24 protein-coding genes and 1 pseudogene are annotated in these 25,821 nt (G+C 66.1%); 8 read left to right on the top strand and 17 right to left on the bottom strand.

Translation table 11 applies throughout. From position 1 onward, the window contains the following. From BM228_RS29395 to galE, 3 genes are all read right to left on the bottom strand, one after another. Positions 1-893, bottom strand: an 893-nt coding sequence (locus BM228_RS29395; RefSeq protein WP_244537374.1) for a mannose-1-phosphate guanylyltransferase, incomplete at its 3' end; no start/stop codon positions are given. A gap of 61 nt (positions 894-954) precedes the next feature. Next, positions 955-2,097 (bottom strand): glycosyltransferase, encoded by a 1,143-nt coding sequence (locus BM228_RS29390; RefSeq protein ID WP_092046254.1) that lies wholly within the window; start codon positions 2,095-2,097, stop codon positions 955-957. A 60-nt stretch (positions 2,098-2,157) separates the two neighbouring features. Continuing rightward, on the bottom strand, positions 2,158-3,150 hold the full coding sequence (galE, locus tag BM228_RS29385) for a UDP-glucose 4-epimerase GalE (RefSeq protein ID WP_092046253.1): 993 nt from the start codon (positions 3,148-3,150) through the stop codon (positions 2,158-2,160). 737 nt (positions 3,151-3,887) lie between these two features. Here galE and BM228_RS29380 point away from each other — a divergent pair. From BM228_RS29380 to BM228_RS29370, 3 genes are all read left to right on the top strand, one after another. Beyond that, the gene (locus BM228_RS29380; RefSeq protein ID WP_425285018.1) at positions 3,888-4,604 is read left to right on the top strand and encodes a sugar transferase; all 717 of its coding nucleotides are present in this window, start codon (positions 3,888-3,890) and stop codon (positions 4,602-4,604) included. 111 nt (positions 4,605-4,715) lie between these two features. Then, positions 4,716-4,946 carry a hypothetical protein gene (locus tag BM228_RS29375; RefSeq protein ID WP_092046250.1) on the top strand — a complete coding sequence of 77 codons (231 nt, stop codon included), beginning with the start codon at positions 4,716-4,718 and terminating at the stop codon, positions 4,944-4,946. Positions 4,947-5,039: 93 nt separating this feature from the next. Continuing rightward, a complete protein-coding gene (locus BM228_RS29370; RefSeq protein ID WP_092046249.1) occupies positions 5,040-5,261 on the top strand; it encodes a hypothetical protein in 222 nt (73 codons plus the stop codon). A 36-nt stretch (positions 5,262-5,297) separates the two neighbouring features. Here BM228_RS29370 and terL read toward each other — a convergent pair whose 3' ends face one another. The 3 genes from terL to BM228_RS29355 are packed head-to-tail and all read right to left on the bottom strand — an operon-like array spanning position 5,298 to position 8,867. After that, positions 5,298-6,842: a phage terminase large subunit gene (gene terL / locus BM228_RS29365; RefSeq protein WP_244537375.1), complete on the bottom strand. Its 1,545-nt coding sequence runs from the start codon at positions 6,840-6,842 to the stop codon at positions 5,298-5,300. Positions 6,843-6,844: 2 nt separating this feature from the next. Further along, positions 6,845-7,381, bottom strand: a complete 537-nt coding sequence (locus tag BM228_RS34175) for a DUF5681 domain-containing protein (RefSeq protein ID WP_139234250.1) — start codon at positions 7,379-7,381, stop codon at positions 6,845-6,847. Positions 7,382-7,391: 10 nt separating this feature from the next. Continuing rightward, positions 7,392-8,867: a site-specific DNA-methyltransferase gene (locus BM228_RS29355; protein ID WP_092046245.1), complete on the bottom strand. Its 1,476-nt coding sequence runs from the start codon at positions 8,865-8,867 to the stop codon at positions 7,392-7,394. Positions 8,868-9,233: 366 nt separating this feature from the next. Between BM228_RS29355 and BM228_RS29350 the strand changes: the two are divergent. Continuing rightward, positions 9,234-10,340: pseudogene (locus tag BM228_RS29350) on the top strand (IS630 family transposase). Between the two features lie 39 nt (positions 10,341-10,379). Here the strand turns inward: BM228_RS29350 and BM228_RS29345 are convergent. The 6 genes from BM228_RS29345 to BM228_RS29315 all read right to left on the bottom strand — a co-directional run bounded on the left by BM228_RS29345 (position 10,380) and on the right by BM228_RS29315 (position 15,147). After that, complete coding sequence (locus tag BM228_RS29345; RefSeq protein WP_092046243.1) at positions 10,380-10,763, bottom strand: HNH endonuclease; 384 nt, start codon at positions 10,761-10,763, stop codon at positions 10,380-10,382. Beyond that, positions 10,763-11,206 carry a hypothetical protein gene (locus BM228_RS29340; RefSeq protein WP_092046258.1) on the bottom strand — a complete coding sequence of 148 codons (444 nt, stop codon included), beginning with the start codon at positions 11,204-11,206 and terminating at the stop codon, positions 10,763-10,765. Before BM228_RS29340 ends, BM228_RS29345 begins: the two co-directional genes overlap by 1 nt. Before the next feature lie 1,271 nt (positions 11,207-12,477). After that, positions 12,478-13,251, bottom strand: a complete 774-nt coding sequence (locus tag BM228_RS29330; RefSeq protein WP_244537373.1) for a collagen-like protein — start codon at positions 13,249-13,251, stop codon at positions 12,478-12,480. Positions 13,252-13,431: 180 nt separating this feature from the next. Then, entirely contained in the window at positions 13,432-13,749 is a 318-nt protein-coding gene (locus BM228_RS29325; RefSeq protein WP_139234249.1) for a TraR/DksA C4-type zinc finger protein, read from the bottom strand. A gap of 170 nt (positions 13,750-13,919) precedes the next feature. After that, a complete protein-coding gene (locus BM228_RS29320; protein ID WP_092046239.1) occupies positions 13,920-14,411 on the bottom strand; it encodes a Ros/MucR family transcriptional regulator in 492 nt (163 codons plus the stop codon). Between the two features lie 493 nt (positions 14,412-14,904). Further along, complete coding sequence (locus tag BM228_RS29315; RefSeq protein ID WP_092046237.1) at positions 14,905-15,147, bottom strand: hypothetical protein; 243 nt, start codon at positions 15,145-15,147, stop codon at positions 14,905-14,907. Positions 15,148-15,765: 618 nt separating this feature from the next. On the opposite strand from BM228_RS29315, the gene BM228_RS29310 reads away from it, so the two are divergent. Further along, positions 15,766-16,761 (top strand): metallophosphoesterase, encoded by a 996-nt coding sequence (locus BM228_RS29310; RefSeq protein ID WP_092046236.1) that lies wholly within the window; start codon positions 15,766-15,768, stop codon positions 16,759-16,761. 360 nt (positions 16,762-17,121) lie between these two features. Here the strand turns inward: BM228_RS29310 and BM228_RS34920 are convergent, their stop codons facing one another. From BM228_RS34920 to BM228_RS35630, 5 genes are all read right to left on the bottom strand, one after another. Next, on the bottom strand, positions 17,122-17,286 hold the full coding sequence (locus BM228_RS34920) for a hypothetical protein (protein WP_167367860.1): 165 nt from the start codon (positions 17,284-17,286) through the stop codon (positions 17,122-17,124). A 147-nt stretch (positions 17,287-17,433) separates the two neighbouring features. After that, complete coding sequence (locus BM228_RS29305; RefSeq protein WP_092046234.1) at positions 17,434-17,655, bottom strand: hypothetical protein; 222 nt, start codon at positions 17,653-17,655, stop codon at positions 17,434-17,436. 90 nt (positions 17,656-17,745) lie between these two features. After that, positions 17,746-17,976 carry a hypothetical protein gene (locus BM228_RS29300; RefSeq protein WP_092046233.1) on the bottom strand — a complete coding sequence of 77 codons (231 nt, stop codon included), beginning with the start codon at positions 17,974-17,976 and terminating at the stop codon, positions 17,746-17,748. A gap of 123 nt (positions 17,977-18,099) precedes the next feature. Then, positions 18,100-18,816, bottom strand: coding sequence for a sugar transferase (locus BM228_RS29295; protein WP_092046231.1), 717 nt, complete (start codon positions 18,814-18,816; stop codon positions 18,100-18,102). A 759-nt stretch (positions 18,817-19,575) separates the two neighbouring features. Continuing rightward, a complete protein-coding gene (locus BM228_RS35630; RefSeq protein WP_244537372.1) occupies positions 19,576-19,785 on the bottom strand; it encodes a hypothetical protein in 210 nt (69 codons plus the stop codon). Between the two features lie 942 nt (positions 19,786-20,727). Here BM228_RS35630 and BM228_RS29285 point away from each other — a divergent pair. The 3 genes from BM228_RS29285 to BM228_RS29275 form a co-directional block, all read left to right on the top strand. After that, complete coding sequence (locus tag BM228_RS29285; protein WP_425285017.1) at positions 20,728-22,299, top strand: TolC family outer membrane protein; 1,572 nt, start codon at positions 20,728-20,730, stop codon at positions 22,297-22,299. A 123-nt stretch (positions 22,300-22,422) separates the two neighbouring features. Beyond that, positions 22,423-23,016, top strand: coding sequence for a PopZ family protein (locus BM228_RS29280; protein WP_208612124.1), 594 nt, complete (start codon positions 22,423-22,425; stop codon positions 23,014-23,016). 115 nt (positions 23,017-23,131) lie between these two features. Continuing rightward, the coding region (locus BM228_RS29275; RefSeq protein ID WP_092046227.1) for a valine--tRNA ligase at positions 23,132-25,821 on the top strand (2,690 nt) is incomplete at its 3' end.

Here is a 25,821-nt window from a genome sequence, read left to right as displayed (position 1 = left end):
CGCACCGCGTTGCCCTCGGCATCGTGGTCCAGCACCTGCCAGACCGCGTCCCAGGTCCCGACATCCGACCACGGGAACGACACCGGCAGAACCCCCGCCCGTGCGGTCCGCTCCATCACCGCGTAGTCGATCGATATCTTCGGCGCCCGGGCGAAGGCCTCGCCGTCGAGCCGCACGAAGTCGAGGTCGGTCACGGCCGCATCGAGGGCGGCGCGGGCGGCGTCGAGCACCTCGGGTACGAAGGCTTCGAGCTCGGCCAGCATCAGGTCGGCGCGGAACAGGAAGTAGCCCGAGTTCCACAAGGCCCCGTCCGTGATCAGCGCCTCGGCGCCGGGCCGATCCGGCTTCTCGACGAACTTTTCCACCCGCGCGGCGCCCTGTGCCTCGGGGATCGGGGCGCCCCGGCGGATGTAGCCGTAGTCGGAGGCCGGGCGGGTCGGCTCGATGCCGAGCGTCATGGTGTAGCCGGCCCGCGCGCCGATGGCGGCGGTCTTCACGGCGTCGACGAAGGCCTGGATGTCCGGCACGACGTGGTCGGCGGCCATGATCAGCACCACCGCCTGCGGGTCGATCGCGGCGGCGTGCAGCGCCGCCACCGCCACGGCGGCGGCGCTGTCGCGGCCCTGCGGTTCGAGCACGATGTCGGCGGCGAGGCCGAGCTGGCCGCACTGCTCGGCGACGATGAACCGGGCCTCGGCCGAGGCGATCACGGTGGGCTTGGCGAACACGGACGCGTCGGCGACGCGCTCCAGGCTGGCCTGGAAGGTCGAGGTTTTCGCATCCACCAGCCGGGCGAACTGCTTGGGCATGCTCTCCCGCGACGCCGGCCACAGGCGTGTGCCCGTGCCACCGCACAGGATCATGGGGTAGACAGTACCAACAGGCTGAGACATCGAAATCAATCTTTCGCACCAATGTATGGAATGGGTTTGCAACGAGACGATGAATTCAAACTCAATTCAAAAGGTCGAGCTGTCCACCAGCTAGTAGTGGGCGGTGACCCTGATAACCTCGTGCGAGGACGCCGTCGATGAACCGACCCATGGCCCTAGAGAAGCGCTCGACACCGAACTCTGAGGCCCGTTCGATGAGAGTGTCGGGCTGCGTCGCGATCGCTTTGCAACGCGCGATCGCGGCGATCAAGGCGTCTACCGATTGTTCGTTGAAGAAGGTCCCGGTCAACCCCTCCTGAATGGTCTCCGTCGCGCCGCCCTTTCCGTACGCGATCACCGGCCGTCCGCTTGCCATAGCCTCCACGGGCACGATCCCGAAATCCTCCTCGCCGGGGAAGATCAGAGCTTGGCACCGGGCATAATGATGCTTCAGCACCGCGAAGGGTTGCGGGCCGAGCATCGTGATGTGCGGGCCGGCCAGGCTCCGCAACTCGCGCAGCATCTCGCCGCCGCCTATCACGATTAGGCGCTTCTGCAAGCGATTAAACGCTTGAATGGCCAACTCCGGGCGTTTGTACCGGACCAACTCGCCGACCATTAGGTGGTAATCGCCGCGTTCCTGCTCAGGAACGGCGCCGAACGCGTCGGTGTCGACTGGGGGATAAATGACAGTGGCGCTGCGCCGATAATAGGTCTCAATCCGTCGCGCTACAGTCGCCGAATTCGCCACGAACTCGTGGACCCGGCTCGCCGAGATGGCGTCCCAGTTCCGGATGTAATGCGCAGCAGGTGGCATCAGAAGCCGATTTAGAAACCCTGTCCGCTCGCGGTAGTCGTGGAACATGTTCCAGACGTAGCGCATCGGGGAATGGCAATAGCAGATATGGGTCGCGTTCGAGGGCGGGATAATGCCCTTGGCCGGCCCGGATTCGCTGCTGATCACCAGATCGTAACCGCGCAGGTCGAGCTGTTCTAGGGCCATCGGCATCAGCGGCAGGTAGGATTTGTAGCGCGTCGCGGAGAACGGAAGCCGGCCGATGAACGACGTCTGGATGCGGTGGGCCTTTATGATCGGCGATATCGAATCTGGCGCATAGGCATGGGTGAAAATGTCGGCCTCCGGGTACATCTTGCAGAGGGCTTCAACAACCTTTTCACCGCCTCGCATGCCCACAAGCCAATAATGAATAATCGCAACTCGCATTCAGGCAACCTCGGTCGGAATTTATGGCTTGAGGCTTGTATTAGCACGCTTTAGCGCCGCTCAGACCCGATTGCGCGTACTGAGTTTGTCCTCCCAGGTGAGGGCTTGGGCGACGATGGCGTCGAGGTCGTCGTGGCGCGGCTGCCAGCCCAATTGCGACCGGATCCGACCCGCCTCCGCCACGATCCGCGCCGGATCCCCGGCCCGGCGCGGGCACAGGCGGACCTCAAAGTCCCGCCCCGAGATCCGCTTGACCACCTCGATCACCTCCAGGACCGAGTAGCCCCGGCCGTAGCCGCAATTCAGCGTCAGGCTCTCGCCGCCCCCGCGTAGATGGTCGAGCGCCACCCGGTGCGCTTCGGCGAGGTCCGAGACCTGGATGTAGTCGCGCAGGCACGAGCCGTCCGGGGTCGGGTAGTCCGTGCCGTAGACGTCGAGGCGCTCGCGCCGGCCTAGCGCCGCCTGGGTCGCGACCTTGATCAGGTGCGTCGCGTTCGGGGTAGACTGGCCCGAGCGCCCGGCCGGATCGGCGCCCGCGACGTTGAAGTAGCGCAGCACCACGTACGAGAAGCCGTGGGCTGCCGCGGCGTCGGCGATCATCCACTCGCTCATCAGCTTGGAGCGGCCGTAGGGGTTGATCGGGTTGAGCGGCAGGTCCTCGGGCACCGGCACCACCTCGGGCTCGCCGTAGACGGCCGCCGTGGAGGAGAAGATCACGTTGCGCACGCCCGCGCGGGTGGCGGCCTCGATCAGGGCGCGGGTCTTGACGGTGTTGGCGAGATAGTAGCCGAGCGGGTCGGCGACCGAATCCGGCACTACGATGCGAGCGGCGAAGTGGGCGAGTGCGTCGATGCGGTGTTGCAGGATGGTCTGGGTGACCAGCGCCTGGTCGGCGACGTCGCCGACGACGAGCTTAACGCCCTCTGGCACGGCCCAGTCGAAGCCGGCGGAGAGATCGTCGAGCACGACGATCTCGTCGTGGCCCGCATCCAGCAGCGCCAGCACCATGTGGCTGCCGATATACCCCGCCCCACCCGTTACCAGTACCGCCATCTTAATCTCTCCCAAACTCGCCGGATCACACCGGTTTGAGCGCTTATACGGAGCCGTCACACGGCTCGATGATCGGCAACGCTCTAAGCCGAGGGAATCGATCCGTCTTCGCCGCCCATCGGTGAGCGGATTCCTCTGATCGCCGCTAGGCTCCGACCGAGGGCGCCCGATCGCGCGGCTTCGACCGTGAGACAGCGAGCGCCTCACGAAGAGTAGATCTCACCGACGCCGATCGAGCCGACACCCCAACACGGCATGCGTAGTTTGCACCGATGCGACCGATGTGAAGCCCGCGCCGGCTCCCGAACCGCCTTGCAAGCCAAGCGTCAGCCGAAGGCGAGGTCTGTGCCGGCAAGAGGCGGTAAACGGTCGCGTTATTTCTTTCTTGCGTGCACCGCACCAAAAGAAAAAGCGCCCTCTAGCCACACATGTTTATATCGGACCTATACAGACGCATTCCAACATTGCCCCCTCAACAGCGCCGTGCCTTCTTCCCACGCGCCAATTACCATCTTAATCCCCTCAGCTACATTGCATAGCCGAATGAGAACAACAAATATTAGACTGCGATCCTCCATATAGACCAGCTTGTACCAGCATCAATAATCCGTTACAAATAGATATTAAGAATTTGTTAACTATCCTCTCGTCATCAGCCTTTAGGAAACGAGCCCATGTTGCGCGAGGCCGGCCCACCCCTCTCTCACCTCGCCCCCGCGCCGCACCATAGGGTTGAGATGTCCGATGTGGCCGATCAGATTGCGGGTCAAGTGAGCGAGGCGGCCGAGGCTGTCGTGGAGGCGGTGTTGCTGGAGACGCCGTTCGTGGCCCGGGGCTTGAGGCTCGACTGGGCGGCCAAGCGCGGGCTCGACATCGGGGTCGCAGCCACCGCCCTGTTCCTGCTGTTGCCGCTGATGCTGGTGATCGCCGCCCTGGTCTGGGCCGGGGACCGCAAGGCGCCGATCTTCCGCCACACGAGGCTCGGCCGCGACGGGCGCAGCTTCGGCTGCCTGAAGTTCCGCTCCATGGTCCTGAACGGGGAGGCGGTGCTCGCCGCCCACCTCGCCGCCAGCCCGCGCGCCCGGGCCGAGTGGGCCGCAACCCACAAGCTCAGCCATGATCCGCGCATCACCGCCATCGGCCAGGTGCTGCGCAAGACCTCGCTGGACGAGCTGCCCCAGCTCTGGAACGTCCTACGCGGCGAGATGAGCCTGGTCGGGCCGCGCCCGATCGTCCAGGCCGAGGTCGCCCGCTACGGCCGAGCGTTCTCCACCTGCTTCGCGGTGCCGCCGGGCGTCACCGGGCTATGGCAGGTCTCGGGCCGCTCGGACACCACCTATGCCGAGCGCGTGGCGCTGGACCTGGACTATGCCAGCCGCTGGAGCCTGCGCCGGGACCTCTCGATCATGCTGCGCACCGTCCCGGCGGTGCTGGCCCAACGCGGCAGCAAGTAGCGGCTTCGGCCGCGGCGCGACTGCAGAACGTCGCCCGCGGACGAGCGCCGGACCGTCCGGGCTTGACCGAGATCGGTCCGGCGCCCGGTCCGGAGCGGGGACGGGATCGTCATGAAGGGTCTGCTGCTGAACGCGCTGCTCGGGGTGGGTCTGGGGCGGTTCGGCTCGGTCTGGGGCCTGCCGGTGTTCCTGCCGGTGGTGGCGGCCGAGCTCGCCTACGGGGTCCAGATCCATCACCTCAGCCTCAGTGGCGGGCTGCGGCGCGGGGTGGCGCTGCTGATCTGCGGCCAGCTCGGTTTTTTGCTCGGCGCGCTGCTGCGGCCGCTGTCGGGCGAGGGGTGAGGCGGGGAGCGCGCTCCCTGACGGATCCAGCTGGTAAACGATTTGCGAACCGACAGGGCCGTGGCCGGGTTTAGGGCGCGAGGAAGTTCAGTCTTGGACGAGAACGATCCACACTGGGACTTCGACCTGCTTTGGTACGACCGGGCGGAGCCGGAGGCGGCGCCGAGCCTCGTGCTGGAGGGGCTGGCGTATCTGGTGCTGCTGCTGCTGGCCGGGATGGCGTGCGGGGTGCGGGTGTACCGGCTGCCCGACCGGCTGTGGTGCCGGGCCGTCGACCGGATAGTACACGTGGGTATCCGGCCTGATCCCTCCTAAAGTACATCGTTTTTCATCGCAGTTTTTCCTGTAAGGTCATAAAATTACGTCGCCATGCTTCCAAGTGGCTGGGACCGCGATGATGCGCGGCTGTTTCGGAGCATTATCTGGGCTACCAACAACAGGCTCTGTTGGAGAATTGGATTGATGATTCAGCCGCCTTCCACGAATGCTTTCGCGGGTCCGCCTAACCCTTGGTTCGACCCGAGGTTGGCTCCCGGTCAGGTAATGGAGCGCATACGTGGTGGCATCCACCTGATCGTCGTGGCGTCCATTCGGAAAGGCCAGCAATTCGCCGACGTACTCACCAAGCCACGGCGAATCGGTCGGGAGATACACCTGACCTGACTCAAACCGGGCTGCTTGCGCCAGCACCCGCGCCTCCTTGTCGTAACGGGGCTCCACCAGGATCGGCACCAATGTCTTGGTTCTACGCAGGTCTTGTAGCAGCGCGTAACCGAGCTGGGTCTTCTCGATCAAAGTCGTATCAACCCGCCAGCGCTCGCTCAACGCGACGATTCTCTGGCGCAACTCCCAAGATTCCCATCGTCCTCTGACCACGTCGAGCAGGTAGTAGTCCAACCCGACCGCACCCCAGACCGTGCCCACGGACCAATCGCTCGTCTCGGACAGGGTCGAGGCGGTATCCCAGGTGGCCACGATCCGATCGAAGCGGCTCGGGCGTACGTCGTAGCTGCGCAGCCACGAGCGCTGGATCACGTTGCCACCAACAGGCGCCGGGTCCTGCTGGTACTGTGCTTGGAAGGTCAGCGAGCCCTGGGCGCGCCGCATTTGCTCCAACACCGCCATCGGCTCACGCTCGCAGTGCAGCAAGTCTCCAACCCGGCGCCGGTACACGTCCCCGGGGACGTCACTTAGGCGATGTTGGGTATCCTCTGTGGCGATCGCGGGCAGTGATACCACCTCCCAGTCGTCCCGCTCCAGCACATGGCCGACGAGGTCATCGACATGCAGCCGCTGCATCACGATGACAATCGCGCCGAGCTGCTTGTCGTTCAAGCGTGTGAGCAATGTGTTGTCGAACGCTTCGTTGACCCGCCGACGCTCAGCCTTTGAAAGCGCATCTACCGCTTTGATCGGATCGTCGATCACGATGAGGTCAGCGCCGCGCCCGAGCACCGCCCCGCCCATCCCGGCGGCGAATATCGAGCCGCGCCGCGTCGTTGTCAGTTCAAGATCGCGGGGTCGCGGGCCCGTCAGCCGGAACCTCGGGAACGCAGAGCCGAACCATGGGCTCTGCGCCAGCAAGCGTCGATCGAGGCTGAACTTTCTGGCGAGATCCTCGGTGTGCGAGATGCAGATGACGCGTCGACTCGGGTCGTGACCCAGCGCGAACATCGGGAATGCGACGCTGGCGATGATCGACTTACCCGAGCGCGGCGGTACGTTGATGATCAACCGGCGTAGGTCGCCGCACAGCACCCGCTCGAGCGCCCAGCACAGATGGTCGTAGTGCCAATTCGGCGCGAACGCTGTTCCCGGCTCGAGCGTCGCGAAGGCTTGCTCGACGAAGGTGGCCAAGGTGGTGCGTAGCGCGACCGACATCATCTCCGCGGTCATGATCACGGCGTATGCTCCGGATCGCACCCGGGCCCCGGATTGTCGTTGTCGCTCGCAGCCGAGTTGTCTCCACCCTCCGGTGAGCGTTCGGCGAGGATCTGACGCCGCATCCGGGCGTAGTGATTCTGATACACAGCTTCACTTTGCGCCGGGTCTGCGTCGGTCTCGCCGGCAACGGCTACCGACTCATGGACCGCGACTAGCTTGAAGACCTCCTTGCCGATGCGTGGGTCCGACATCGCCTTGTGGCACATCGAGCGAAACACCGCCTCGCCACACGACATCTCCACCCGCTTTCCATCGCGATTGAGCTGGACCGTCTCGTTCAAGACGCGCTTCATCATCGCGACGAAGGGCTCAGGCTGCTTGCGGGGCCGCCCCCTCGGGTTACCGGACTGTCCGCGCGAAAAGCGGCCTCCACCGGCACGGGTGCTCCGAGCCCGCCCAACACCTCCACCGTCCGCACAGGACCTTTGCGGCGCGAGATCGTCCTCTCGCGCGACAACATTGTCGTTCGACTCGATCGGCTCATCGGACATCGCGACCTCCTCACGCGTCGGCCGCGGCCGGTGGCAAGGCCGATGTCTCATACGACCGCCGTTCAGCCTGTTCCGCGAAGGTGAGTCCCGTGTCTGCATGGCGCGCGAGCGCCCCCGTCAGGGCTTCCATCCGCCGGACAGCGACGTCGACGTAGACCGGGTCGAGCTCGATCCCGTACCCGATCCGGCCGGTGCGGTGGGCTGCAAGCAGGGTCGTGCCCGAGCCGCAGAACGGGTCGAGAATCAGGCCGCCGCGGTGCGAGGTATCGAGCATTGCGTCTGCGATCAGCCCGACCGGTTTCACGGTCGGGTGCAGGGCCAACGCCTCCTCCCGCCCGCGCCCGAACCCGTTCAGCCCGGGCGCTGACCAGATCGTGGTGCGGTTGCGCCCGTGCCGGCCCAACGCGATGTTGTTGATATGCCGACCCCGCCCGTGTTTCATCACCAGCACGAATTCAGTTTGCTGCCGATAAAGCGAGCCCATTCCACCCACGCCTTTGTCCCAGACGCAGGTCGTGAGTTGGGTCAGACCTGTGCCCCGCGCGGCAGTCAACAGTGGGAGCATCCCGCGTGCGTCGATGAACATCTCGACGATCGCACCGTCTTCGAGATGCGGGACCATCGCACCGAGGAAGCTCTCGAAGAACACGGTGGCCTCGGCCTCGCCCATGCCGGAGCCCTCGACGAACTCTCCGTGCCTGCCACTGACGTAATCGCGAATGTAACATCCATAAGGCGGATCCGTCGCGACCTTCTGGACGCCCTGGCCGGCGAGCACGGCGGCGTAGCTTTCACCAGCACGAGCATTTCCGCACAGCAGCCGGTGACCACCGGCGAAGTCCCAGATATCTCCAAGGCGCGAGACCGCGGATACCGGCACCTGTGGAAGGGCGTCGGCTGGGTCTGTGCCGTCGATGCAGGACGACGTCAGCGCGAGATCGATCTCCGGCAAATCGAACCCAGTGAACGCGACGAGGTCAGGCTCGACCGCGAGCAGGTGAGCGAACTCGCACGCGAGGGCTTCGGGGTCCCAGGTACTGTTCTCGGCGATCCGATTGAGTGAAAGGCGAAGAGCCCTGACTTCGTCGCCGGTGAGATGGTCGATGACGATCGTGGGCACGGTCGCGTACTCGAGCCGCCGACAGGCCTCGTAGATCGCGTGACCGTCGATAATGCCCCCAGATGCGGTGACGAGAATCGCCACGCAGCACCCGAACCGCTCAATGTTGCTGGCGAGGCGTTCGACTTGTCCTTTGCCACGCCTGCGCACCGGCCGGTCGAGCGGCTGGATGTCGCCGATCGGCTGATGCGTGATGCTGATGTCACGCGGTAACACGCTCGCCCCCGTGGTCGCGCTGACGCGCGATACTGAAGCAGGGGATGTAGCCAAGCTGCGCTGGCGAACACGGGTTGGGATTGAGACGGACATAAGGAAATCTGGCTCCGCGACGGACGAGACGATCGGCAGACAGAACACGAGCTTCATCTGGCTCCGGAGCGATCCGAAGCAGGAGGAAGTCGGTTTCAGATCTGCCAGTTCTCGCGCACGGTGCGGGCGGAGCCTGACTGCCTGAGCCTCCCGCTGCGCGGGAGGCCATGTCGATGTGAGAAGACCGCCTCAGCTCACCGCTGCGGTAGCAACTGAGCGAATGCCTCACAGTCCATTGAAAGTAGGAATGCTCATTGAGTAAGGCCGTCGCCGCCCAAGGTCAACCCGCCCGTCGCACAGCCAGTTGGATAGAAAGCATGCCGGCCGCGCGCCGCCCCGTCCGGCTGACGCTTGGTAGTGCCACTTAGTGCACTGACGCGGACTGAGGATTCACGTTGCACGTTACTTGTGTGAGTCTGGGGTATGGCCCAGACCGTCTGCGTGCTCCTCGACGCCGCCGCCCGTTCACAGTTCACCGCGATCGCCGAGGATCGATCCCGCCCCCTCAAGCAAATCCTACGGGCCGGGATCGTTCTGCTCTCGGCGGAGCGTTTGAACGTGCAGGACCTGGCCTGTCGGGCCGGCGTCAGTCGGCCCACACTCTGGCGATGTCAGCACCGCTACGGTGAGGACGGCATCGAGGGCCTCCTGTGCGACAAGACCCGTCCCGCCCGGCATCCGGCCTATCATCCCACACGGACGGTGGCGGAGGTGCTCGCGCTGACCTGTTCGGAGCCGCCCGACGCGGTGACCCATTGGACCGGGCACGCCGTCGCCGCGCGGATCGGGATCTCGCTCCTCTTCGTTCGCCGGATCTGGCAGGCACACGGCCTGCAACCGCATCGGGTCCGCACCTTCAAGCGCTTGCACGACCCGGCCTTGGTCGAGAAGGTCGAGGACGGGCCCCCATCGAACCTGTTCGATGGGGGCCCGTGTGGTGGGTGTTAGTTTAGACCCGCCCCCCCAGCCATCATGCTCTCCAGTGACGATCCTTCGACAAGCCCAGGATGAGGAGAGCCAGATCCCGGCCCTGGAACGAACCTGCCCCGACCGGCCCTCGGACTTGGACATCCCGCAGCCCAGATCCACGACTACACCCGCCATGGCACCACGACCCTGTTCGCGGTCCTCAACGTTTTAGAGGGCACCGTGCTCGGTCGCTACATGCAGCGCCATCGCCATGGCGAGTTCATCCGCTTCCTAATCGCCATCGAAGCTGCCGTGCCGGCGGGCAAGCTCGTCCACGTGATCCTGGACAACGACGCCGCTCACAGGCACCAAAGGTCCGCGCCTAACTCCTCCGCCATCCGCGATGGACCTTCCACTTCAACCGGACCTCGGCCTCATGGGTCGACGTTGTCGAGGGTTTCTTCTCCGCCCCCACGCGCTGCCGCCTGCAACGCGGGACCTTCGCCGGCATCGTCGACCTGCAGGCCGCGATCAAACGCTACATCGCCGAGCACAACCAGAGCCCCTGCGCCTTCCGTCTGGACCAAACCGGCCGCCGCCATCTTCGACGCTCTCAACTGAGCCCCTGAACCATCCATCTGAATCAGTGCACTAGCGAGATCACTTGTCCAATCGCTCGCCCGTATCCCGGCGGATGACGCCGCCGCCAATCAGGCGCTTGAACGGGCTGGATTTACTGCCGGGCAATGGACGCCGGTTCGGGTCGGCGATGCCCAGGTGCCGATCGCGCATCCGGCGCACCCGCGCGATCACGCCGACATCCATCACCGTCTTGGCGGCATGACATGGCCGGCACAGTACCTGGCAGTTCTCGAGGGAAGCATCATCGGCCAACGCCGCCGGGACGATGTGATCGTAGTGGAAGCGCCCGACCTGCAAGGCACAAGGACAACGGCCGCTGTCCGCGAGTACGCCCTCGCATCGCCCCTCCGCGCGGGCGATGGCTGCACGGAGCACCGCCTTGCTAAACTCGCGCCGGGGCATCACGCCACCCCTATGGTCGCAGATAAAGCCGGCCCGCCGAGGTCGGCCGCGATAGCGGCGCGTTCAACCCGGGTTCCGGCCAAACGGTAGGCGTGCAGTTCACACGCTCCAAGCGTCGCGCAGGCGGCCAGCCAGCCGAGAAAACCAGGATCCCCTGCGTCGCAGGCCCGAGCAGCAACGATCGAAGCCTGCCCTTGGGCATCACGGAAAACGGCGAGGACGACCGCGGGATCGTCAGAGACCAAATCGACGGTCTCAAGCGGCTGGATCACGACGACATAGCGCCGGCTCGAAGTTCCGCGCCACGCGCTCATCGCGATGAAGCACACGCCGCGCAGCCCCGCGCTGGTGCGCAGACGTTCTTCGCGAACCGCCGAACGGACGGTGCGATCGGATTTCAAGTCGCGCAGAGCGGCGGCCCAGGAGATGCTGCGGTTCGACATGCTCGCACTCACGTCCGCGGGGCGGCAAACGATGCGACGGGCAGGCTCGCCGTCGAGCCAGGGCACGGGAGCGGCGCCGGATGTCCGACATGGGCGGCGAAGAAAAGGATAATCTGAATGAATAAGGGGGCTTGCATAGCGCGCCTCGGGCTTGTGACGGGACTAGCCCCGCCACTGCCTTGGCCCCGCACACGCCCAATGGGCTTGCGGGGTAACGCGATCGTTCGGATGCCTTTGCCCGCTCGCGGGAAGTGCGTTTCGAGTCACAGCAGCCGGCTGCTTCGTGACACGACTATTCACGCTCCAATCGCTCAAGCAGTCCAGTGGAATATGCTCGTTGCCAGCATGAAATCAGTCGGCGAGCGCCCAGATGCCCACTTCGGGCTTACGGAATCATCGTTTTGCGAACAACATTTTTCGAACGAAGTGCTCAGACCAACTTATCAGGACAACTGGCATTATGGGCATCATTAACCGTGATTTATAGCAATCGGCGTCAATCGTAGTAGAGAGTCCCGCACGCGCAAACTGCGGAACACAATGCTATAAATTTGATTGATGGAGCGATTTTAGATTTGGCAGCACAAGTCAATGATGTCGACGCAGCAGGCGGCGATCCAATCGTAGAACCTGTTATCGCACCTGACGCACTAAAAGTTCTGATCGTGATTTTGTCGAAGAAATATCCGGATGCGTACAGGCACGCAGCGCAGAAGTTTTAATTGCACTCATGGTGGCGGGGGGGGTCTCTGAACTCGGGAAACTCCGCCAGATTCTGCTCGCGGCGGCGAAGGCGGAAGGTCAGCTTACGGAGGCCAATCTGCTTGACCGCGCAGCCGAACGTGCCTTCGTCCAGCATGACCCCCAAGCTCGCGCAAACCCAGGCGGCCTGAACCTTTAGCCACTTGCGTACCACACCGTGTTGGTCCGCATCCGACCCGTCCTCGTTGTTCCGTGCCAGCGTCTGTCGCTGTGCGGCGTCAAGGTTGGGCGCCTAGCGGTCGATCAGACCCGCCGGATCATCAGCATAAAAGGCCAGCACCCAGTAGCCCGCCGTCCGCAGGTCTACCGCACCTGCTCCACGGTGCTGCCGCCGCTGTAGATCGCTTCCAACGTTAATAGTCCGAGGCTTCGGCCAGCGTCCCAGCTTGCCCGGTCCAGTCGTCGGAGATCGTCGGCAGCAAAATCCTCATGTCGTGACAAGGCCGTGGATGCGACAAATCATCCTGGTTCAGCTTATCGAAGCTCCGCTCTGCAATGCGACATCCGCGTCAACGACGCGCGCAGATCGCCCGGGCCTTCATGGCGGTCGGTGCCGAACCCAGAGCGAAGCAATAGATGCTGCTCTCGTCCATGGCTGGACGCTCACCGCCGCTGCAGGTGCCGTTCACTGCAAACTCCTCGGACGCGCAGGTGGCGACACACCGGCTGCCCGCCGCACAGTCCTCGACCTGGACCCGCAGGGCGATGGCAGCGGCCGCCGGCTTGCCCTCGGGGCCGGCCGGTCCCGCCGGGCCGCGCTCGCCGCGTTCGCCGGCTGGGCCTTTCGCGCCGGCGGGGCCTGGCGGCCCAGGGGGACCGGCCGGGCCGGGATCGCCCTTCGCGCCACGCTCGCCTTGCGGCCCTTCCGGACCTTGCTGCCCGGCGGCCCCTTGCGGGCCGCGCGGGCCGACCTCGCCCTTGGGCGTGTTCGCCGCCAGCATCACGGGGGCCGGGCGCGACGGCGCAGCCGCCGCCTGCTTCACGGGCGCCGGCCGGGCGCAATAGCCGACGACGGCCTGCCGGCTGATCGCCTCGGATTTCAATGTCACCACGCAAGTTTCCGGGTGATAGGGGATCCGGAACGCGAAACGTCCGTCCTGGTCCGCCTGCGTGTCGAACTTGTCGTCCAGCACGACGCTGGCCGCGCGCGGCGGCGCCAGAGTGCCGAAGACCCTGAGATCGCCGTTGGAGATCATCGCCATGTCCACGGCGATATCGCCGGCGGCCCACGCGGCCGATGACGCGAGGCAGAGCGCCAAGACCAGAACCGATCGCTGAGCCATCCTCAAACCCCAACATTCCCCGACAGGGTAGGACTCGGCATAGCTCGGCTCTATCGGGCCGCGACGTACATATTTCGGCGCAGCCGCGGGCGGAGGAGACCTGTTCTTAAGGCGAAGGATGCGCGTGCGCCGTGCCGAACGAAGGGCGCCACCAGCGCCGATGCGTCGGCTCGCAAGAGATCACGCGAGGATGTTGAGGTATCGGGCTGCGATATAGGCGGCCAGCACCAGGACGACGATGCCCGCACCACTGAACAGGATGGCGAGCCAGCGATCGAAGGTGGCGGCGTCGCTATCGGCCTGACGGGTCGCGCAGGCGACGCAATAGGTCGTGCCCGCGCGGATCGTCTCGCCGCAGGATCGACAGATGATGGTGCGTGCCGGCGGCATCGATTTTTCGTTCGGCATCGCGCGGGTGAATACCAGTTCGGTGTCGCCGATCGCAATTCCGGGGATGCCAGCGGTCTGAGTCAGCGACACAATCACGCGCGAATCCACCGTGAGGCGTTCCGCTATGAACACCCCACGGTTTCATGCCTCTGCCGAACGACGTGTCGCGAGCCCCCGATGATCGCTGGGCGATCGTCGCGCGCCGCCCTGGATCGCGTCGCTTCGTGCGGGATGACAGCCGAGCCGAGGGGAGCCACGGCATGGCTCCGAAGCCCAGATCAGGCCGACTTCTTCCGGCGTTGGACCTTGGGCTCCGCACGACCCGGCTCGTCCTCGACTGAAGCCGCCCCGCTCGGCCGCCCGAGGCCGATCGCCTTCGCCAGGGCGGATCGCCGGTCGGCATAATCCGGCGCGACCATCGGATAGTCCCGCGGCAGCCCCCACTTCTCGCGATAACGCTCCGGCGTGAGGCCGCGGCCGGTGAGATGCCGTTTCAAGGTCTTGTAGGGTTTGCCGTCCTCGAAACTGATCAAGGCATCGCGGCCGACCGAGCGCCGGATCTCGGCGGCGGAGGGTTTCTCGACCGGGCTCTCCGCAACCGCAGGCGTCGAACCATGTCCCTGTGCGGCTGCCGCCACAGCAGCGTGCACGCTCGCCAGAAGTTTTGGCAAGTCCGAGACTTGAACATGATTATTGGAAACATAGGCGGCCACGATATTGGCTGTCAGATGCCTGACATCGAGAGGCCGCGCTTCGAGATCGTCGTCCATCGCTGACTCCTGGCGGCACAACCTTCGTCACACCTCGGGGCATCTACGAGGGACGCGTTGATCCGTTCCGGTTTTCTGCGGTGGAATTCATTGAGCGTTAACGACGCGTGTCCCGTGCCGCAATCGGCGCGCCGTTCGTTAACGGATAAGATATTTTGTTCGATCGCGAGCACTTCGATAGCGTCGATACTTCTATCGATGCGAATCAGTGGGTCTTTTCACAGGGCGTGCAGTGTCTCGACAAGACCCGAGATCAAGTCAGATCTTCCAGCATCGGCAATGCTCGGGCGGCGGTCGTCCGCATAACCTGGGCGCGCAGCCTGTGTCGCTCATGCAAGGACTGAAATTCAACGGTCTGATGTGCTGCCTGCCAGCATGCGGCTGCGGGCCGGACGATGTCCCGGCCAGGCATGCCCTGCCGACGGATGTGAAAGCCGGCCATCGCGCTGCGGTCTGACCACCGCAGCCGAGAGGCCCGCAATGCGGCTGCGGATCAGTCACTCATCGCCAGGGCGTCGGTCACCAGCCGATTGACCAGTGCGTCGCGTCTCGCCTGGCGCAGCACGATGCGGGCGGCCGCGCGCGCATTGGCGGCGCGCAATGCGCCCTTCGGGGCACCATCGCGCAGGGCGCGCCACGCCATCGCGCGAAACCACCGGGCATTCGCCAGGGCGATGGTACGACGGTCGAGGACCGACCCGCAGGCGGGCGGCTCGATGGAAAAGTCGGCGTGCATGAATTCAATCCTGGGCAGCAAAGATACGCCTGCCCGCGAACTGATCGCCTCATGACATGCTATTTTTCTCGGATCAATACTTATTTAACGGCGAATTTAAAATTTCGATCGGGACGATGGCGGGGATTGATGCATCCCGCCCGGATCGAGGTCGCCTGCCTGTAGCCCGAATACCAAAAATCTGCCCTCCGGTCGACTACATCTGCCGAACATGGCGTTCTACGGGCACCTTCGGGCGTTTCGTTTCTGACAAAAGACAGAACAAGCACGCATAGTCGCAGTCTTCTTCCCTGTCGTGATCCGATGGCGGCAACCTTGAACCTAAGCAATGTCACCAGTCGGATGACATCGCGATTCGCTCACGCGCGCGAGAGCTCTTGCGCGTATCCCCTCGCCCCATCTCTGCGTGCGAGTTGTGGCTCTGTGCTGGGATCGGCGGCCGCGATAACTGCCACGCCGGGCCGGCCCTTTGTATCAATCCTATCGCGGCCGTCGCACGAACGCCGCCTGATCGACGGTCCGCCCGCACGCCGCCGGTGTCGACCTCCATAGCCGCGATGCCGGACAAGAAGCCGGGCCGTGCTACGCAGGCTTCGATCCGAGCCGAGCCGTCCGCCGATGCTGACCCGCCGCACGCTCCTGTCCCGACCGACCTTGGCGGCCGCCTGCGCGGCTGCCGGAACTCTCGCGAGCGCCGGCTACGCGACGGCGTTCGAGCCCCATCGGGTGCAGGTGGCGCATTACCGGCTATGCCCGCCCCAATGGCCGCCCGGCCTGACGATGCGGATCGCCGTGCTCACGGATGTCCACGCCCATCCCCGCTGCATGGGTGAAGGCGCGATCGCCGATGTCGTGGCGCGCACCAACGCGCTCGCTCCCGATGTCACGGTCCTGCTGGGGGATTACGGCTCTCAGAGCCGGGGCGCCGTCCCGTTCGAGACGGTGGCAAATCTCCTGCGCGGATTGCAGGCCCCGAAGGGGGTGTACGCCATCCAGGGCAATCACGATTGGGGAGATGATCGCGCGGCGCTCCGGCGCGGCCACGGCCCGACCCGCGCCGAGCGGGCCTTACGGACGGCCGGCATCGCGTTCGTCGAAAATTCGGCCGTGCGTCTCGATGTCCCCGCGCCGCTCTGGCTGGTCGGCCTCGAGAGCGAGGCGACGCCGGGCCGCGATTTAAATCCAGAGCGCCTCGACCGGCAGAGGTCGGAAATCCTCGCGCGGGCGCTCCGGGATGTCCCCGCAGCGGGAGCCGCGATCCTGCTCGCGCACGAGCCGGATCTGTTCGCCACCGGGCTCGACCCGCGGATCGCGCTGACCCTGTCCGGCCATACGCATGGCGGCCAAGTGCGGATCCTGGGCTGGTCGCCGTGGATCCCGTCGCGCTACGGCCTGCGCTACGCCTACGGCCACATCGCCGAGGCGGGGCGGGACCTGATCGTGTCGGCGGGCCTCGGCTCGCATTTCGTGGCGGGTCGGCCCTTACGACTGGGCGTGCCACCGGAGATCGTGGTGGTCGATCTCGGGCCTTTGTCGGATGGTGACGCCATGGAAGTGGCTCGCGCCCGCAGGGCCGGAGCGCACCTCCATGACCCTAGCGGGTCCTCCGGATAGGCGAACGAAGCGCCGGCGATTCGCCATTAACCTCGGAAGACGCCGATCGACTCCATGATTGGCCTGTTTAGTTCAGCCATAATGCCCGATTGCGCAAAATAAATGCATATCGCCTAGTGTAGCGCCGGCAATATGCCACTATATTGCCTAAACCGGGTCGCTTCATGAGCCCGGTGAGGAAACGTCAAGCTTTCGCGTGCACGAAGGTGCACCGATGGCGCTTGAGAGGACACGATCATGCACTGGGCTGCCGTGATCCTCACCGCCTATGCGGCCGGTTTGGTCGAGTTCTGGCGGCTGTGCCGCGACGCTCCGATGATGCCCGATGAGGGCGCCCGGCCGTATCGCGTCGAGCTGGACTCAGCCGAACAGCCGCGTCACCACCCAGCCTAGGATTCCGATCCAGCCGACCACCACGAGCAGCACCACGCTCAGGATCGCGGTCGAGCCGTAGCGCGCGAAGAGGCGCTGGCCGAGGCTCCGGTCCCGTCCGGCCGGTCCGGTCTCGCGCGGTAATGTCTGCATCGGCCCAGCCTTCTGTCTGTACCGAGAAGCCATGGCCTCCCGCACGGGTTCCGCGACGATCGCCGAGCCGAGCCACGTGTCAGAAGAAGGGGCTCGGCGGCTCGCCCCTCAAGCACACGCCCTATTGGCCTATCGCCTTCAGCCGGCTCAAGACCGTCGCGGTCCCGCGGTCCACCGGGTGAGCCAGGCCGCGGCCCGGCACCACAGCGCGTCCGGGAGCCGGTACACCCGTACCCCGCACGCCATCCCGGCCAGCAGCAGAAGCACCAGATACGCCAGCCCCTCCAGAACGAGGCTCGGCGCCACGTCCGGCTCCGCCCGGTCGTACCAGAGCGGGTCGGCGTCCCAGTGCGGATCGTTCTCGTCCAAAACTGAACCCCCTCACGCCGCAAACCCGGCCGCGGCCCTGTCGGTTCGCAAATCGTTTACCAGCCGGACGGCCCACGCCTGTCCGAGCCGTCACCCCTCGCCCGGCAGCGGCCGCAACAGCGCGCCGAGCAAAAAACCGAGCTGGCCGCAGATCAGCAGCGCCACCCCGCGCCGCAGACCGCCCCCGAGGCTGAGGTGATGGATCTGGACCCCGTAGGCGAGCTCGGCCGCCACAACCGGCAGGAACACCGGCAGGCCCCAGACCGAGCCGAACCGCCCCAGACCCACCCCGAGCAGCGCGTTCAGCAACAGACCCTTCATGACGATCCCGTCAGCGATCCCGTCCCCGCTCCGGACCCGGCGCCGGACCGATCCCGGTCAAGCCCGGACGGTCCGGTGGTCGTCCGCAGGCGACGTTCTGCGATCGCGCCGCGGCCGAAGCCGCTACTTGCTGCCGCGCTGGGCCAGCACCGCCGGGACGGTGCGCAGCATGATCGCGAGGTCCCGGCGCAGGCTCCAGCGGCTGGCATAGTCCAGGTCGAGCGCCACGCGCTCGGCGTAAGTGGTGTCCGAGCGGCCCGAGACCTGCCACAGGCCGGTGACGCCCGGCGGCACCGCGAAGCAGGTGGAGAACGCCCGGCCGTAGCGGGCGACCTCGGCCTGGACGATCGGGCGCGGCCCAACCAAGCTCATCTCGCCGCGCAGGACGTTCCAGAGCTGGGGCAGCTCGTCGAGCGAGGTCTTGCGCAGCACCTGGCCGATGGCGGTGATGCGCGGATCGTCGCTGAGCTTGTGGGTGGCGGCCCACTCGGCCCGGGCGCGGGGGCTGGCGGCGAGGTGAGCGGCGAGCACCGCCTCGCCGTTCGTGACCATGGAGCGGAACTTCAGGCAGCCGAAGCTCTGCCCGTCGCGGCCGAGCCGGGTGTGGCGGAAGATCGGCGCCTTGCGGTCGCCGGCCCAGACCAGGGCGGCGATCACCAGCATCAGCGGCAGCAGCAGGAACAGCGCGGTGGCGGCCACCCCGATGTCGAGCCCGCGCTTGGCCGCCCAGTCCAGCCTCAAGCCCCGGGCCACGAACGGCGTCTCCGGCAACACCGCCTCCACGACCGCCTCGGCCGCCTCGCTCACTTGACCCGCAATCTGATCGGCCACATCGGACATCTCAACCCTATGGTGCGGCGCAGAAGCGCCCGTGGATGTGCGGGACTCGGCATGACCCTGCATGGTCTCAGCTCCTCGGTTGAGGCCAATGGCGGGTGGTTAATGTTTAGTTACTACCGGGCTTATAGCGGGCGATGATAAGGCTGACAAGCCGCCAGAATTTTATTTGGAGCTCATAAACAGGTTAGTTTGGTAAAAAACTGCAGTTCGGTCGGAAATTAATCCGCCTTGCGCAAGATTGTCGCGCAAACCTCACGTTCAGTAGTTGCTACTGAATTTTTGGCGCAGTCCGGCCGAAACAACGGCCATACCAACACCTTATGCGCCGTTCGATTGTGCACTGCACAGGCGCGAGCAGCGAACCTCATGGGACACGCCGATGGGCTGCGGCGGGTCGCTCCGTGCGTCAACCGCACTGCCGAGACCCAAACGAACAGCATCCCGAAACCGTTGCATCGAAAAATTCGGCCCCCTGCGAAGCCGCTGCGGCCCGCCCGTCCAGAATCACCGGACGAGCTCGGCGACGGAGGCCGATCGAAACGGCACCTTTGGGCCGACGACACCCGTCTCGATCCCGCCCTCGGATCATGACATCGGCTTCGCAGCAGCCCTATTGCCCATTCGAGTCATGCGAATACCGCATTCGGGTGATGAACCGCCTAAAGCGTCGCTTTTCACACCAAAATTTTCACGCGTTGTTGCGAATCCAAAAATGAGTGGCATCTTGCCGATATGAAAATCTCGGGGCCCGCCATGTGTCTATCGCGGCAGAAACGCATAGGTTTGCAAATATTCGCGGGCGCGATTTTCTGCATCACCCCCGCGAAAGCCGACATGCGTATAGAGGCCGCGAAAATTACAGCCGGTGACCTGTGGGTCCTCGGTAATGCCGGCGAGCCGGATACCGACATCACCCTCGACGACAAGTTCTCGCAGCGGACCGACGGCCGAGGTTATTTCGAGTTTCACGTCGTCTATCACCCAGCGACCTGCATCGCGACGCTGCGGACCCCCAAACACGCGCGCAGCATCGTTGTGGGTGATTGCGGTCAGCAGGGTCCGAGCCTCGTCGGACCGCCTGGCCCGCGCGGCGAGGCCGGCACCCGGGGAGAACCCGGACCGCCCGGCGCGATGGGACCGCCCGGTCCTCCGGGAGCCGAGGGAGCCGTCGGTGCACACGGCGAGCGCGGCCCGGCGGGGCCCGCGGGTCCGGTCGGCAGCGCCGGCCCCGCGGGGGCGCCGGGACCGCGCGGTCCCCAGGGCGCGCCCGGGCCGGCCGGGAAGGCGGCCCCCCCGAGCGCCGCGCTCAAGGCCAAACCATCGCCGGTCCTGACGGGCTCCGTGGCCCAACCGCGCCCGGCGCGGCGCCAGCGCGAGCCGGAACCCGCCCTCGATGAGGCCGCGCCGCTCGACCCCGGGGCGGGAAGTACGGTGGAAGACCGCTATTAAGACCGGCTCGACTGCTATCTCCCGTCCTCGACCTCTTCCCCAGGCCCGAGCGACGCGAAACGCCGGGAGACGTCTATCCGGCCGCGTCGAGCCGACCCGGAGTGGCGTCCTTTCGGTATCCACCTCAAATCATGGACGAATTTGCTTTGGCGAACCCCCGCGAAGGGGCTCACGCATGTGTCACCTTAATGCCCCAACGCGCCAGATTTCGACGCGAGCACCGGTCAAGCCCGAGCCAAACCGGCGGATTTGCGCTAAGCGTGACGGTGGGGCGGGCTTGATCGGATCCCTGCGTAACGCCGTACCTTGGCCGTTTTCGTGGCGGACATCCGGACCGTTAAGTGACCGCAAGGGCTTGTTATCGTGACAATACGTCCACCAGCGAGTTGCCCCGCGTTCCGAGTGATCGGAATTGCGTCCGGACTCGCGATCTTTGCGATAAATCCCTCCATTGCGGAGACATTGGAAAGCGCTCTTGCCAAAGCCTACCAGGGCAATCCGACCCTGAATGCCGGCCGTGCCGGCGTCCGCGCCATCGACGAGAACGTCGCCATCGCGCAGGCCGGGTACCGTCCGCAGGTCAATGTCGCGGCCTCGATCGGCGTGCAGTACCTCCAGACCCGCAGCGGCAGCGCGATAACGTCCGTCGGGGGAACGTCGTCCGGCGCGGGGACATCGGCGGCGAGCACCGGCGCATCGGCCGGCGGGACCTCACTCGGGGGAACGACCGGGGCGGCGGCTACCGGTGGCTCCGCGCTCGGAACCACGACGGGCGTCAGCTCCGGCGCGTCTGCGACCACTGGGATCGGCAGCACCAGTTCGGCATCGGGTCTGACATCCGGCGCCAGCGGCCAGTCGGCCAGCAGCATCGGGACGACGACCGACGTGACCTCGCAGGTCCTGACGTCGAACAGGACGACCCGCACCACCTACCTTCCGAGCAGCGCCAGCCTGAACGTCACGCAGACGATCTTCAACGGGTTCCAGACCGACAACACCGTCCGGCGCGCCGAGTCGACCGTCTACAGCCAGCGCGAGACCCTGCGCTTCACTGAGCTGACGGTCCTCTACAACGCCGTCCAGGCGTATATGAACGTGCTCAGCAACACCGCGACGCTGGAGCTCAACCGGAACAACGTCGAGGTTCTCGAGGAGCAGCTGCGGCAGACCCGCGACCGCTTCAACGTCGGCGAGGTGACCCGCACCGACGTGGCCCAGGCGGAGGCGCGCCTCGCCGGCGCCCGCTCCCAGGTCAGCGCGGCGGAATCGACCCTGCGCACCAGCATCGGCATCTATCGCCAAAACATCGGCGTCGAGCCGCGCCAGCTCGCGCCGGGCCGGCCGCTGGACCGTTACGTCCCCGTCAGCCTCGATGCGGCCATCGCCATCGGCCTGCGTGAGCATCCGCAGATCGTCTCGGCGATCCACGCCGTCGATGCCGCGGAAGCGCAGGTCAAGATCCTCGAGGGCCAGCTGGCGCCGCAGCTCAGCCTGCAGGGGTCGCTCAGTCAGCTCTACGATCAGAACGGCCCGAACACGAGCTTCTTCGTCGGGTTCGTCGGCGGCCGGCTCAACATCCCGATCTACGAGGGCGGCCAGACCTACGCCGGAATCCGGCAGGCCAAGGAGACGGTCGGCCAGACCCGCATCCAAGTCGATCAGGTCCGCGACCAAGTCCGGGCGCAGATCGTCGATTTCTGGGGCCGGCTGGAGGCTGCCAAGGCGCAGGTCATTGCCGCCCAGGCTCAGGTCCAGGCCAACGAGGTGGCCCTGAACGGCGTGCGCGAGGAGGCCCGGGTCGGCCAGCGCACGACCCTGGACGTGCTGAACGCCCAGCAGGAATTGCTGAACTCGCGGGTGAACCTGATCCTGGCCCAGCGCGACCGGGTGATCTTCTCCTACGGCGTCGTCCAGTCGATCGGGCAGCTCACCGCCCGCTTCACCGCGCTGCCGGTGGAGTACTACAGCGCCAAGATCCATTACGACCAAGTCAAGGATCTGTGGTTCGGCCTGCGCACCCCGGACGGGCGCTGAGGTCTTTTCGACGGGGAGTGTGGTGCAGGCGCGCTTGCCGCGACGAATTGGCATGGAATACTGTTTGACGAGCGGCCCGATCGGGTCATCTTCCGAACATCCCATGCCCGAGCGCGCCTGTTGATGAGTGCAGCGAGCCCCAAGATCCCGGACTCGAAATTCCCGGATAAGGCTGCCGAGAAGGCGTCCGAGCCTTCGATGGAAGAGATCCTCGCCTCGATCAGGCGGATCATCGCGGACGACCAGGCGGCCAAGCCCGCCGAGGTCGCCTCGGTGCCCGAGCCCGACGACGTGCTCGACCTCGCCGAGGTCGCCGAGCCGGTGATGCGGCCCCGCGCCGTGCCGCCGCCGGAGCCGACGCCGGCCCCCCTCGATTTCGACGCGATCGATTTCGAGGACGAGGCGTTCGCCGAGCCGGAGCCCGAACCGGAGCCGCCGGCCCGCCCGAGCGCACCGCCGCCGCAGCAGCCGGTCTTTGAGGCTCCGCGGCCGGAGCCCGCGGCCGAGGCACTGGTCTCCCCGGCCACCGACGCCAGCGTCAACGGCGCCTTCAACCTGCTGGCCCATACGGTGCTGACCCAGAACGCCCGCACCCTGGAGGATCTCGTCAAGGAAATGCTCCGGCCGATGCTCAAGTCCTGGCTCGACGACAACCTGCCGGCCGTGGTCGAGCGGCTGGTGCGCGCCGAGATCGAGCGGGTCTCGCGCGGCCGCTGAGCAGCGGCTTCTCCGGTATCGGGTCTGCCCGATGCCGGACGCGTGTTGACGGACGCGGCCCGACGGTCGAAAGCGGGTCCAACTCCGTTGGACAAACGTTCGGCCCATAACCGCGATGATGGACAAGACCTTCGAGCCCGCCTCCGTCGAGGCGCGGATCTCCGCCGCCTGGGCGGAGGCGGACGCGTTCCGCGCCGGCCGGCCCGAGCGCGCCGGCGCCCCGCCCTACTGCATCGTGATCCCGCCGCCGAACGTGACGGGCTCGCTGCATATGGGCCACGCCCTCAACAACACGCTCCAGGACGTGCTGTGCCGGTTCGAGCGGATGCGCGGCAAGGACGTGCTGTGGCAGCCCGGCACGGATCACGCCGGCATCGCCACCCAGATGGTGGTCGAGCGCCGGATGATGGAGCGCCAGGAGCCGGGCCGCCGGGAGATCGGCCGCGCGGCCTTTCTGGAGAAGGTCTGGGCCTGGAAAGCGGAATCCGGCGGCGCCATCGTCAACCAGCTGAAGCGCCTCGGCGCCTCCTGCGACTGGTCACGGGAGCGCTTCACCATGGACGAGGGCCTGAGCCGCGCCGTGCTCAAGACCTTCGTGGACCTGCACCGCCAGGGCCTGATCTACCGCGACAAGCGGCTGGTGAACTGGGATCCCCGGTTCCAGACCGCGATCTCGGACATCGAGGTCCAGCAGATCGAGGTGAAGGGCCATCTCTGGCACTTCGACTACCCGGTGGTCGATGAGACCGGGGCCGAGACCGGCGAGCTCATCACCGTCGCCACCACCCGGCCCGAGACCATGCTGGGCGATACCGGTATCGCGGTCCATCCCGAGGACGCGCGCTACACGGGCCTCGTCGGCAAGAAGGTCCGCCTGCCGCTGGTCGGCCGCCTGATCCCTATCGTCGCCGACGCCTATTCGGATCCCGAGAAGGGCACCGGCGCGGTCAAGATCACGCCCGCCCACGACTTCAACGATTTCGAGGTCGGTCAGCGGCAAGGGCTCGGCGTCATCAACATCCTCGATCCCGAGGGCCGGATGCTGCTCGACGGCAACGCCGCCTTCCTCGCCGACGCGAACCCCGAGCCCGAGGCCCTGGCGCTTCACGGCCTCGACCGGGCGCTGGCGCGCAAGCAGGTCGTCGCCCTGATGGAGGCCCGCGGGCGCCTGCGCGCCATCGAGCCGAACACCCATGCGGTCCCGCACGGCGACCGCTCGGGCGTGGTGATCGAGCCCTATCTCACCGACCAGTGGTACGTGAACGTCAAGCCGCTCGCCGAGCGCGCGCTCCAGGCGGTGCGCGACGGTCAGACGAAGTTCGTCCCCGAGACCTACGAGAAGACCTTCTTCCAGTGGCTCACCAACATCGAGCCCTGGTGCATCTCGCGTCAGCTCTGGTGGGGCCACCAGATCCCGGTCTGGTACGATGCCGAGGGCGGGATCTTCGTGGCCGAGAGCGAGGCCGAGGCCCTGGCCCAGGCCGAGGCGAAGCACGGCCACCCCGTGGCGCTGACCCGCGACGAGGATGTCCTCGATACGTGGTTCTCCTCCGCGCTCTGGCCGTTCTCGACCCTGGGCTGGCCGGATTCGACCCCGGAACTCACCCGCTACTACCCGACCAACACCCTGGTGACCGGCAAGGACATCATCTTCTTCTGGGTCGCCCGGATGATGATGATGGGCCTGCACCTCACCGACCGGGCACCGTTCGACACGGTCTACCTGCACACGCTGGTGCGCGACGCCTCCGGCGCCAAGATGTCGAAGTCGAAGGGCAACGTCGTCGATCCCCTGGAACTGATCGAGCAGGTCGGGGCCGACCCCTTGCGCTTCACCCTGTGCGCGCTGGCCGTCCAGGGCCGGGACATCAAGCTGTCGACCGACCGGGTCCAGGGCTACCGCAACTTCGCGACCAAGCTCTGGAACGCCGCCCGCTTCGCCGAGCTGAACGGCTGCCAGCTGGATCCCGCCTACGACCCGCGGGCGATCACCGGGGCGATCAACCGCTGGGCGCTGACCGAAGCGGCCCGGGCCGTGGACGAGGTGACGGCCGCCCTCGAAGCCTATCGGTTCAACGACGCGGCGGCAGCCGCCTACCGCTTCGTCTGGAACATCTTCTGCGATTGGTACCTCGAACTCGCCAAGCCCGTGCTCCAGGGCGAAGGCGTCGATCCGGCGGTCCGCGCCGAGACCCAGGCGACGGTGGCGTTCCTGGTCGACCAGGTCGCCAAGCTGCTGCATCCATTCATGCCGTTCCTCACGGAGGAGCTGTGGGCGATCAAGGGCGCGGCGCTCCCCGAGCGCGGCCTCCTGGCGATGGCCGCCTGGCCGGATCTCGCCGGGCTTGCGGATGCCGGCGCCGAGGCCGAGGTCGGCTTCGTGGTCGATCTCGTCAGCCAGATCCGCTCGGCCCGCTCCGAGACCAGCGTCCCCGCCGCAGCGCAGATCCCCCTGGTGATGGTCGGGACGTCTTCGGAGGTCCGCACCCGGGTCGAAGCCTGGCGGGACACGCTGCTGCGCCTCGCCCGGCTTTCGGAGATCACCTTCGCCGAGACGCCGCCGAAGAACTCGGTACAGCTCCTCGTGCGCGGCAGCGTCGCGGCTTTGCCGCTCGAAGGCGTCGTCGACCTCGCCGCAGAGGTCGCGCGCCTGAAGAAGGAGCAGGGCAAGGCCCAGGGCGAGATTAAGAAGATCGACGCCAAGCTCGGCAACGCCGATTTCGTCGCCCGCGCCCCCGAGGAGATCATCGAGGAGAACCGCGAGCGCCGGGAGGCCGAGGCCGCGCGGCTCGTGAAGATCGAGGA

The sequence above is a fragment of the Methylobacterium pseudosasicola genome (assembly GCF_900114535.1).
Lineage (GTDB): Bacteria > Pseudomonadota > Alphaproteobacteria > Rhizobiales > Beijerinckiaceae > Methylobacterium > Methylobacterium pseudosasicola.
This window is presented reverse-complemented; position numbering and strand designations above follow the sequence as displayed.

Bases quoted from the DNA above. Each gene is read 5' to 3' on its own strand.
- BM228_RS29390 (WP_092046254.1), bottom strand. From the start codon at position 2,097: ATGCGAGTTGCGATTATTCATTATTGGCTTGTGGGCATGCGAGGCGGT.
- galE (WP_092046253.1), bottom strand. From the start codon at position 3,150: ATGGCGGTACTGGTAACGGGTGGGGCGGGGTATATCGGCAGCCACATG.
- BM228_RS29380 (WP_425285018.1), top strand. From the start codon at position 3,888: ATGTCCGATGTGGCCGATCAGATTGCGGGTCAAGTGAGCGAGGCGGCC.
- BM228_RS29375 (WP_092046250.1), top strand. From the start codon at position 4,716: ATGAAGGGTCTGCTGCTGAACGCGCTGCTCGGGGTGGGTCTGGGGCGG.
- terL (WP_244537375.1), bottom strand. From the start codon at position 6,842: ATGACCGCGGAGATGATGTCGGTCGCGCTACGCACCACCTTGGCCACC.
- BM228_RS34175 (WP_139234250.1), bottom strand. From the start codon at position 7,381: ATGTCCGATGAGCCGATCGAGTCGAACGACAATGTTGTCGCGCGAGAG.
- BM228_RS29355 (WP_092046245.1), bottom strand. From the start codon at position 8,867: ATGAAGCTCGTGTTCTGTCTGCCGATCGTCTCGTCCGTCGCGGAGCCA.
- BM228_RS29345 (WP_092046243.1), bottom strand. From the start codon at position 10,763: ATGCCCCGGCGCGAGTTTAGCAAGGCGGTGCTCCGTGCAGCCATCGCC.
- BM228_RS29340 (WP_092046258.1), bottom strand. From the start codon at position 11,206: ATGTCGAACCGCAGCATCTCCTGGGCCGCCGCTCTGCGCGACTTGAAA.
- BM228_RS29330 (WP_244537373.1), bottom strand. From the start codon at position 13,251: ATGGCTCAGCGATCGGTTCTGGTCTTGGCGCTCTGCCTCGCGTCATCG.
- BM228_RS29320 (WP_092046239.1), bottom strand. From the start codon at position 14,411: ATGGACGACGATCTCGAAGCGCGGCCTCTCGATGTCAGGCATCTGACA.
- BM228_RS29315 (WP_092046237.1), bottom strand. From the start codon at position 15,147: ATGCACGCCGACTTTTCCATCGAGCCGCCCGCCTGCGGGTCGGTCCTC.
- BM228_RS29310 (WP_092046236.1), top strand. From the start codon at position 15,766: ATGCTGACCCGCCGCACGCTCCTGTCCCGACCGACCTTGGCGGCCGCC.
- BM228_RS34920 (WP_167367860.1), bottom strand. From the start codon at position 17,286: ATGCAGACATTACCGCGCGAGACCGGACCGGCCGGACGGGACCGGAGC.
- BM228_RS29300 (WP_092046233.1), bottom strand. From the start codon at position 17,976: ATGAAGGGTCTGTTGCTGAACGCGCTGCTCGGGGTGGGTCTGGGGCGG.
- BM228_RS29295 (WP_092046231.1), bottom strand. From the start codon at position 18,816: ATGTCCGATGTGGCCGATCAGATTGCGGGTCAAGTGAGCGAGGCGGCC.
- BM228_RS29280 (WP_208612124.1), top strand. From the start codon at position 22,423: ATGAGTGCAGCGAGCCCCAAGATCCCGGACTCGAAATTCCCGGATAAG.